This is a genomic window from Flavobacterium sp. HJJ (assembly GCF_015351475.1).
Lineage (GTDB): Bacteria > Bacteroidota > Bacteroidia > Flavobacteriales > Flavobacteriaceae > Flavobacterium > Flavobacterium marginilacus.
In genome coordinates, this window is record NZ_JADKPR010000048.1 from 1 (window position 1) to 6,327 (window position 6,327).

At 33.8% G+C, this 6,327-nt stretch carries 8 protein-coding genes; 2 read left to right on the top strand and 6 right to left on the bottom strand.

Annotated features, from left to right (window positions below):
* Window positions 1–103 precede the first annotated feature (103 nt).
* From IRZ80_RS20490 to IRZ80_RS20505, 4 genes are all read right to left on the bottom strand, one after another.
* Window positions 104–964, bottom strand: a complete 861-nt coding sequence (locus IRZ80_RS20490; RefSeq protein WP_194644191.1) for a hypothetical protein — start codon at window positions 962–964, stop codon at window positions 104–106.
* 99 nt (window positions 965–1,063) lie between these two features.
* Window positions 1,064–1,975 carry a hypothetical protein gene (locus IRZ80_RS20495; protein ID WP_194644193.1) on the bottom strand — a complete coding sequence of 304 codons (912 nt, stop codon included), beginning with the start codon at window positions 1,973–1,975 and terminating at the stop codon, window positions 1,064–1,066.
* A 23-nt stretch (window positions 1,976–1,998) separates the two neighbouring features.
* Window positions 1,999–2,817 carry a 3-deoxy-8-phosphooctulonate synthase gene (gene kdsA / locus IRZ80_RS20500; protein ID WP_194644195.1) on the bottom strand — a complete coding sequence of 273 codons (819 nt, stop codon included), beginning with the start codon at window positions 2,815–2,817 and terminating at the stop codon, window positions 1,999–2,001.
* A gap of 153 nt (window positions 2,818–2,970) precedes the next feature.
* Window positions 2,971–3,420 carry a 2-dehydro-3-deoxyphosphooctonate aldolase gene (locus IRZ80_RS20505; RefSeq protein WP_194644197.1) on the bottom strand — a complete coding sequence of 150 codons (450 nt, stop codon included), beginning with the start codon at window positions 3,418–3,420 and terminating at the stop codon, window positions 2,971–2,973.
* A gap of 179 nt (window positions 3,421–3,599) precedes the next feature.
* Between IRZ80_RS20505 and IRZ80_RS20510 the strand changes: the two genes are divergently transcribed.
* Window positions 3,600–4,157, top strand: coding sequence for a YeeE/YedE family protein (locus tag IRZ80_RS20510; RefSeq protein WP_194644199.1), 558 nt, complete (start codon window positions 3,600–3,602; stop codon window positions 4,155–4,157).
* A 3-nt stretch (window positions 4,158–4,160) separates the two neighbouring features.
* Entirely contained in the window at window positions 4,161–4,574 is a 414-nt protein-coding gene (locus IRZ80_RS20515) for a DUF6691 family protein (protein WP_194644201.1), read from the top strand.
* 388 nt (window positions 4,575–4,962) lie between these two features.
* Here the strand turns inward: IRZ80_RS20515 and IRZ80_RS20520 are convergent, their stop codons facing one another.
* Complete coding sequence (locus tag IRZ80_RS20520) at window positions 4,963–5,238, bottom strand: ATP-dependent Clp protease adaptor ClpS (RefSeq protein ID WP_194644203.1); 276 nt, start codon at window positions 5,236–5,238, stop codon at window positions 4,963–4,965.
* A gap of 41 nt (window positions 5,239–5,279) precedes the next feature.
* Window positions 5,280–6,113: a 50S ribosomal protein L11 methyltransferase gene (gene prmA, locus IRZ80_RS20525; RefSeq protein ID WP_194644205.1), complete on the bottom strand. Its 834-nt coding sequence runs from the start codon at window positions 6,111–6,113 to the stop codon at window positions 5,280–5,282.
* Between the last annotated feature and the right edge of the window lie 214 nt (window positions 6,114–6,327).

Genomic DNA, 6,327 nt, shown 5'->3' on the forward strand with positions numbered 1-6,327 from the left:
CATATTGAAAATTAAGAATAAAATAGCATTAATCAAATTTGCTGACCGCTTAAAACAGAAAAATCTCCCGGAGGAGATTTAATTGTTGCTTGATAAGAATTTTTTATAATCTAAAGATACCTCCAAAAGAGACTATTGTTTCTCCGTACCAAAAATGATGCTGTGCATGATCATCAGTATAAGTAGTTCTTACATCGGTCATATTGATATAACCGCCTTTTATTTCGGTTTGTGCGTAAAAATGCTTGAAGAAAGTGAAATTTAAACCTGCATCAGCAGAAAAACCATATCCGGAAATATGAAACTCGTCATGTCTTTGTTTTTCTAAAACGGTAGCATCGGTTCTTGGAACCAATAATCCCATTCCGACTCCCTGAGTGAAATTCAGCTGGAAAATATCAGTGTTTCTAATGCCGAAAATGGAAGAGATATCTGTGTAATAAGCTGTTTCAGCAAAGACATAATTTAATCCGTTTGTATGTTCAAATTTCAAAAATTTTCCATCGGTCAGATCGATAGGTTTGTTGTTGTAAGATCCGTTAAATGCAGAACCAGTTTCACCAGAAGGTAAATTAATGTTTCCATTAATCATTGCTGTCTGATTTTGGGTCATCACATATTTCATGTGGTCAATCCCAATAGAAACATTGAATTTATCGCGAAAGAAATATCCAACTTTCCAGTTGGTCTGCGATGAAGTTAAACTTCCAGGTTTGATATAGTCTATATTCCAGCCTTTTGGTAAATCATGCGATTGCGCATTTTCTACAGTAAAATTATATCCTTCACCTTCAAAATGAATATCCGAAGTAGTGTAATAAGCTCTATTTCCTCCCCAGTGCGCAAAGAATTTCCCTTTGTTGTGTGCAGTGTATAATTCTGTACTTGGAGGATTGTTTTGAGCAAAAACATTAACAGTAAAGAAAAAAACTAAAAAAGCAGTATGTGAAATTTTTGTTTTCAATGTCTTTAAATTTGATTAATAATTTTTATTAAAGCAACTAAAATTTATCTTATACTAAAAAATCTCCCGAAGGAGATTTTGATTTTATATGAGAATGTTTTATAGTCTAAAAATACCTCCAACAGCAATAATTCTTTGAAAAAAGAAGAAATCTTGTGAAGCTTTATCATCACTGCTGGCTGTTGTTTTAATATCCTGCATGTTGATGTAACCCGTTTTTAGCTCACCTTGGATATAGAAATATTTAAAAAACGTAAAGTTAATCCCCGCTTTTGCAGATAAACCATATCCAGAAATGTGAAAATCATCATGACGAGGCATTCCTAACACAGTAGCATTTGTTTTTGGATATAAAAGTCCAGCTCCTAAACCTTCAGTTAAATTAATCTGAACTTTATCTGTATTTGGTAACTTAAATAATTTCGAAATATCATCATGTCTTGAAACCTCTGTATTTATATAGTTCAAACCATCTGTGTGTTCGTACATTAAAAAAGCAGTACCATTTGGCTGAGCAATATTTTTCTCGTAACCACCTTCCAGAGCATTACCTTGAGACATATCTACAGGAGTATTATTATAAACTCCGTTGTAAATAGATCCAGATTGATCAGCAGGTAAATTAATATAACCAGTTACATTAGCTATTTGAGCTTGGCTCATAACATATTTCATGTGATCCCAGCCAATAGCAACACTGTAATGGTCGTTAATGAAATATCCCATTCTAAAGTTAGTTTGCGGAATTGTCATGTTAGCAGGATTTATGTAATCAACATGCCAGCCTTTTGGTTTGTCATGAGCTACCATATTATCAACTGTGAAGTTGTAATCTTTTCCTCTGAAGTTCACATCAGATTCAGTATAACTCTCCCTGTTACCTCCCCATGAAATAAAGAATTTTCCTTTATTGTGTGCAGTATATCTTTCTTTTTTTATAAAGTTATTCTGGGCGAATGTATTAAATGATATAAATAAAATTAAGAACGAAGTTTGTAAAAATGTTTTCAATGTATTGGTATTCTAAGTTAAAATTAAAATTGATTAATGGTTTTTCTGATGGCAACCAATTTATTCATAAGAGGTTCAAAGTAATCTAAGTGAAGCATATTTGCACCGTCACTTTTGGCATTGGCAGGATCAAAATGGGTTTCGATGAAAATACCGTCTACGCCAACTGCGATACCAGCCTTTGCAACGGTTTCAATCATATCTGGTCTTCCTCCGGTAACTCCAGCCGTTTGATTAGGCTGCTGTAACGAATGCGTAACATCCAAAACGGTAGTTGCATATTGCTGCATCGTTGGGATACCGCGGTAGTCAACAATCATATCCTGGTAACCAAACATAGTTCCTCGGTCTGTAACCATTACATTTTGATTGTTGCAGTCCAATACTTTTTGTACAGCATGTTTCATGCTTTCTGGACTCATGAATTGCCCTTTTTTTAAGTTTACCACTTTTCCCGTTGCAGCAGCTGCAACAACTAAATCCGTTTGACGGACAAGGAATGCCGGAATCTGCAGAACATCTACATAGGCAGCAGCCATAGCTGCATCTTCATTAGTGTGAATATCGGTTACAGTTGGCACACCAAATGTTTTTGATACTTTTTCAAGTATTTTTAATGCTTTTTCATCACCAATTCCAGAAAAGCTGTCAATTCTTGAACGGTTTGCTTTTTTAAAAGATCCCTTGAAAACATAAGGAATTTGTAATTTATCAGTAATGTCAACTAATCGCTCTGCGATTCTCATTGCCATTTCTTCGCCTTCAATTGCACATGGGCCGGCAAGTAAAAAGAAGTTACCGCTCTCAGTATGCTTTATTTGAGGTATATTTTGTATGTTCATATTGTGTTTTTTTGAAAGTGCAAAGGTAGCTTGATTTTGCGGTTTCCGAATTAGATTTCGCAATTATTTTTACAAGTGCCAAAGCAGTTATTTGGAGCTATTTCAGCCATATATTGCATCTTTTATCTAGACTGGCGCTTCAAAAAAAATAAATTATAATTTTTTCAGGCCAAGACCAGCAGGAACCATAAGCTGTCCTCTTTCGTAAATGTTTAAATATAAAATAATTGGAGTTTTCAAACCTTCCCATTTTAATTGGTAAACATCTAAAAATCCAGCCCCTGTGTCAGTGTTTTTGGAAGGAAACGGACAGCAGTTTTCTAGTTTTGTATATGTGATTTTTTCCCCTTTTGGACCAGCCAAAGCATTCAGGAAATATTTTTGGTTAATGGTGTCATTCTTGGTGTCTCTATAAAAGATATTAATCGGGTAATCTTTATCATAACCATATTTTTTGTCTTTGCTGTAAGCTGTAATTACAAAAGCATCGTTTTTAACAACTGGAACAGGTGCGCTGTTATCTACATTTTTTATAGAAGATTTAATGCTTCCGCAAGAAGTAATAATGAGTAGTAAAGCAATAAGAAGAACAGTTTTTTTCATATTTTTGAAGTTAATTGTTTTTTAATTTAAAAGGATTCAATTATGATTTCAAAATTAGTCAAATTGTAATTATCATTTGATTCAATAGGGAATTTTATGATGGTTATTATTTTTATAAATGTAACATTTTTTGCATAAAGACAGCTTTGTCCTGTTTATATTTGCTAAAAAGAAACGCTATGAATATTATTTTTCAAACATGGCCTTGGTATATTTCGGGCTTTTTAATCGGAATGGTGATGCTTTCGCTGATCTATTTCGGAAAGAATTTTGGTATGTCTACCAATCTTCAGTCGTTGTGTTCTATGACTGGATTAGGAAAACGTATTGCTTATTTTAATTTTGACTGGAAAGCAAACAGATGGAATTATGTTGTAGTTTTGGGTGCTATGGCAGGAGGTTTTGCTGCAGTGCATTTTATGAGTGATCCTTCGAATGTTGCCATTAATCCGCAGACGATTACGCAGCTTCAGGCAATGGGAATTGATGCTCCCAATGGAAAACTAATGCCGGAAGCCTTATTTGGAGATCAAATCTGGCAGTCGCCTAAAAGTATACTGATACTTCTTGGCGGCGGAATTTTAATTGGTTTTGGAACCCGTTATGCCGGCGGATGTACATCTGGTCATGCAATTTCCGGATTGAGTAATCTGCAGCTGCCTTCTTTGAAAGCTGTAATTGGTTTCTTTATCGGCGGATTGATTATGGCTCATTTTTTATTACCCTTATTATTTTAGATTATGAAAGTATTAAAATATTTTTTGGTTGGTTTTGTTTTTGGAATTGTACTTACCAAGTCAGAAGCGGTTTCCTGGTACCGCATTTACGAAATGTTTCAGTTTCAATCCTTTCACATGTATGGAATCATTGGAGTTGCTGTTGCGACAGGAATTTTAGGCATTCAGATCATAAAAAGAAAAGGTATAAGGGATATCAAAGGCCTGCCTATTGAAATTCAGGAAAAAGAAAAAGGAACTGCCCGATATTTAATTGGAGGAATTTCCTTTGGGCTGGGCTGGGCATTGGTAGGTTCGTGTCCAGGGCCAATTTTTATATTGATAGGGGCGGGGTTTTTACCAGTAATTATTGTGCTCATTGGAGCATTGATAGGAACAGTTATTTATGGTGCTTTAAAAAGTAAACTTCCTCATTAAATAGTTAAGCTTAAACTTTAGGTTTGTGTTTTTAAGTAATTGTAAATCATTATAATTAATAAATTTTAATATTTAGTAATCATTCTGATTTTTTTGCTTCCAAATTTTATTATTTATGACTATCCTTAACTAATACCAAACAGATCGAATTAGCTACAAATTAAAAAAAATTACACAGATTTTAAAAAAAAACAGTAATGAAACCTGTGTAATCAGAGGCAAAAAAAATACATGGTATTATTTGCGGGCAGTCATATTATTATTTATAAAATAATCCAATTTTAATCTCTCTCCAATGGAAGGGTTGGGGAGAGGTAAAAAAAATGCCTATCCAAGATTGTACTTCTTGAATAGGCAGGAAAAACTCCTTTTTGGAATGGACTGTAACTTAGATTATTTCAGCACTTAAACCTGCTTCTAATAATCCAGTGCATTGTATTTTTAATTTGTCATATTCGCCGGTTTTTACAGTACATTTTCCATTGAAATGAATTATTAGTGAACATTGCTCTGCCTGTATAGGAGTGTGGCCGCAAATACGAATTAAGGTATCAATAACATGGTCAAAAGTATTTACATCGTCATTATATACTATGATTTCATTGTTCATAGAAATATCTTCCTTCTCCCTTCGTCTTTCTTTTACTTTTTCTATTGTACTCATTTTTTTTAGTTTTTTGTACGCCGTTAATTTAAAGAATTGTACTAATTTACGTATTTTAATGACACCCAGTTATTTTTTTGGAACTTTTTTATATACGTCAGCCCTTTTTCTGTGCAGGAAGCATCGATATAAGGAATGTCTTCTTCGTAGAAACCGCTGAATAATATAGTTCCTTTTGGGTTTAAACAGTCTACATAGCTCTGCATGTCGTTCAGCAAAATATTTCTGTTGATGTTGGCTATGATTAAATCGTATTTTTTGTCTTTTAGAAGTGAAGCATCACCTTCATAAACGGTTATGTGCCTGCAATTATTGCGTTCGGCATTTTCTATAGAATTTAAATAACACCAGTTGTCAATATCGATAGCATCAATTGGCTGTGCGCCTTTCATTTCGGCAAGTATTGCTAAAATAGCTGTTCCGCAGCCCATGTCTAATGTTTTCATTCCTTTAACATCTATTTCTAACAAATGCTGAATCATCATGTGAGTTGTTTCATGATGGCCGGTTCCAAAACTCATTTTGGGTTCAATTACAATGTCAAATTCAGCATCAGTTTTCGGGTGAAAAGGTGCGCGCACATGACAGTTTCCTTCTACATCAATTGGTTCAAAGTTTTTTTCCCATTCTTCGTTCCAGTTTATCTGCTCGATTTCTTCATAACTGTAATCAATTTTAAATTCTTCTGAATGTAATATCTGAACGCCTTCCAGAATCATTTCATCCCAAAGATCTTTTTGTACGAAAGCTGAAATTCCTGTCTCAGTTTCGGTAAAGCTTTCAAATGCTTTTTCTCCTAATTCTGCAATCAATATTTCAGATCCCGGTTCTTTTGGTTCAATGCTAAAATGATACCCAATATAAATGTTTGACATGTTTATTTTTTTTGCAAATATAAGCATATAAGACGCATTACTTTTTTGAAATTTAAAATATTTTAATGTGCTGTCTATTGGCATTATGTCTAAACTAAACCACTATGGACAGAAAGTTCATAGATTTGGTTAGGCAGACTGAAAGTCTACAAGGTTGGATTGCGAAAATTGATGAAATTTTGTCACTGATTCACAGATAAAAAATGATTTTAAA

Bases quoted from the DNA above. Each gene is read 5' to 3' on its own strand.
- kdsA (WP_194644195.1), bottom strand. From the start codon at position 2,817: ATGAACATACAAAATATACCTCAAATAAAGCATACTGAGAGCGGTAAC.
- IRZ80_RS20505 (WP_194644197.1), bottom strand. From the start codon at position 3,420: ATGAAAAAAACTGTTCTTCTTATTGCTTTACTACTCATTATTACTTCT.
- IRZ80_RS20510 (WP_194644199.1), top strand. From the start codon at position 3,600: ATGAATATTATTTTTCAAACATGGCCTTGGTATATTTCGGGCTTTTTA.
- IRZ80_RS20515 (WP_194644201.1), top strand. From the start codon at position 4,161: ATGAAAGTATTAAAATATTTTTTGGTTGGTTTTGTTTTTGGAATTGTA.
- IRZ80_RS20520 (WP_194644203.1), bottom strand. From the start codon at position 5,238: ATGAGTACAATAGAAAAAGTAAAAGAAAGACGAAGGGAGAAGGAAGAT.
- prmA (WP_194644205.1), bottom strand. From the start codon at position 6,113: ATGTCAAACATTTATATTGGGTATCATTTTAGCATTGAACCAAAAGAA.